This is a genomic window from Streptomyces sp. TRM64462 (assembly GCF_013362995.1).
GTDB lineage: Bacteria > Actinomycetota > Actinomycetes > Streptomycetales > Streptomycetaceae > Streptomyces.
Window position 1 is genome coordinate 1 of sequence record NZ_JABWDV010000180.1, and the last position, 2,470, is coordinate 2,470.

Annotated in this window: 2 protein-coding genes; one reads left to right on the forward strand and one right to left on the reverse strand. The window is 78.2% G+C overall.

Features of this window, described 5'->3' with window-relative positions; all coding sequences use genetic code 11:
* Nucleotides 1-848, forward strand: an 848-nt coding sequence (locus HTZ82_RS08375; protein ID WP_175408667.1) for an NPCBM/NEW2 domain-containing protein, incomplete at its 5' end; no start/stop codon positions are given.
* Between the two features lie 122 nt (nucleotides 849-970).
* Here HTZ82_RS08375 and HTZ82_RS08380 read toward each other — a convergent pair.
* Nucleotides 971-2,470: asparagine synthase-related protein (locus HTZ82_RS08380; RefSeq protein WP_254711721.1), on the reverse strand; the 1,500-nt coding region annotated here is incomplete at its 5' end.

Genomic DNA, 2,470 nt, shown 5'->3' on the forward strand with positions numbered 1-2,470 from the left:
CCGCCGGGGGAGGCGCGGCTGCGGAAGGGCTAGGGGCCCCCGCCAAGGCCGGGGTCGCGGCGGCGTTGGCCGTGGCGGCGACCGCCGGGCTGGTGTGGGCTCTGTCGGGTGACCCCGAGCCCGTACCGGAGCCGGAGGCGCGTCCGCCCGTGGCGCAGCCCGTCGTGACACCGCCGCCCGCGCCGGAACCGCCCGTGGCCTCGCCGTCGCCGTCGCCGTCGCCCGCGCCGCAGGCCGCGCCGGCGCCGGACCCCACGCCGACGCCGAAGCCCCGCGTGACGCCCACGCCGACACCGACACCGACGCCGAGCCCGACGCCCACGCCGAGCCCGACGCCGGTGCCGACCGCACCGCCCCCGCCGGAGCCCAGCCCGTCACCGACTCCCACGCCCACGCCGACCCCGCCACCGGCGCCCGTCACGTACCAGGTCAATCAGCTGCCGTTCAACGTCTTCGGCGACCACACCGGTCCCGAGGTGCGGCTCGGCGGTTCCAGTTGGGTGTGGCAGCGGTACGGGATGTCGATGGGCGGCAAGGAGTACGGGCACGGGATCACCGTGCACCCGCGCTCGTCGGTGATCGTGGACCTCAACCGGGAGTGCACGACGTACGAGGCGTTCGCCGGTGTCGACGACATGACGCTGGGGCTCGGGTCGGTGCGCTTCTCGGTGTACGGGGACGGGGTGCGGCTGTGGCGGTCGCCCGTGGTCGACGGTGGGGACCAGGCGGTGCGCGTGCACGTGGACATCGCGGGCCGTACGTCGATCCGGCTGGTCGTCGAGCCCGCCAAGCCGTTCGGCGGGGCCGCGCTCGCGGACTGGGCGGAGGCCCGGATCACCTGTCGGTGAGGGTGGGTACCTACCGCGGTACGCGGTCTGGTGGCGCCCGTTCAGCCCCCGATTCTGGCGCCCGTGTTCAGCCCTCGTGCCGCCGCGCGCCGCCCGCCCGGCGCCTGCGCGGGCGGCCGGTGTCAGCCGTGGGTCGTCGCGTGGCCCAGGGCCGGGCGGAGGGGGATGCCGCCGGCGACGGCGCGTTGGCGTGGGGCGGCGGCGCCGGTCCAGCAGGTGCCGCGGCGGGCCAGGAGGCGGCGCAGCCACAGCTCGGTGGAGACGAGGTCCGCGATGCCGTCGAGGCCGTCCAGGCCGGCCGGTTCGCCGTCGGCTGCGGCGCGCAGGGCCTTGCGGACGACGCGCGCCTCGATGAGCCCGGCGTCCGCGAGGAGCGGTGCGTCGAACAGGGCCAGCAGGTGCGGCAGGGCCGCCCGCAGTCCGGTGCGTGCGGCGGCGGCCGCGGCGGAGGGGGCGTGGGAGGTGGCGCCCCAGCCGGGCGGCAGGTCGTGGATGCCGGTGCCGGCGAGGACGGCGCGCAGGATCTCGGCGCGGGCGCCGGGTCGGACGCGGAGCGCCTCCGGGAGGTCGCGGCAGGCCCGTACGACCTGGTTGTCGAGGAACGGGGCGTGCAGGCGCTGGCTGCGGATCTCGGCGGCCTGTTCCAGGACGCGGAGGTCGGCGGCGTGCCGGGCGAGTGCGGCGCGGGCGCGGGCTTCGCCGGGGCGTTGTACGGAGGTGGGGCGGGTGGCGGCCTGGTGGAGGCGGATCGATACTTCCGCGAGCGCCTCGCCGGTGAGCCAGCGGGCGGCGGGGCCGGGCCGGGACCAGGCGAGGGCGGCGAGTGAGGCGTCGACGGGGCCGCCCGGGCCGCCGGGGGCGCCGCCCCAGGTTCCGCCGCGGCCGGCTCCCCAGGCGCCTCGGCCGGCGGCTCTCTGTGCGGTGTCCGCCCCGTCGGTGCCGCCATGCGCCCCGTTTGCGCCGTTTGTGCCGTTCATTCCGTTCGCGGCCGTGTCCGCAGCCGTCGGCCGGTTGGCTTCGAGGAGGCGGCCGGCGGCGGCTTCGAGACCGGCGCGGTACGGGGTGCGGGCGAGGCGGCGGGCGGCCCGGTAGACGGTGAGCGGTACGAGGAGGGAGCCGGCGGACGGCCCGGAGGCCTTGGCGAGTGCGGTGACGGGCCGCAGCAGGTGGCGGCGTCTGCGGTCCATGAGCAGGTCGGCGAGGCGCGCCGGGTGGGCGTCGAGTACCTGCCGGGCGCCGTGCCCGGTGAGGTGGTCGGCACTGCCCGCGGCGAGGCGGCGGCGGTGGCGGGCGGCGGTGACGAGGGACGGGCCGGGTTCGTCGGTGAGCGGGATGTCCAGGTCGGCGTACGGGAGGGCTTCCTCGGCCGCGGCGACGACGACGTGGTGGAGGCGGGGGTCCTCGGCGAGGGCGCGGGCGCGTTCGAGTTCGGCGGTCCGGCCGGGGTCGCGGGTGCCGGCGGTGAGGTCGTTGAAGGTGACGGCGAGGAGGCGTTCGCCGGCGCCGGTGCCGCCGTGGCCGAGGAGGGTTCCGGGTACGCCGGGGAGGCCGGCGGCGAGGAGGGCGAGGGTGCTGGAGGCGCTGCCGCCTGACAGGTCGGCGCCGATGCCGGGTGCGGGGGC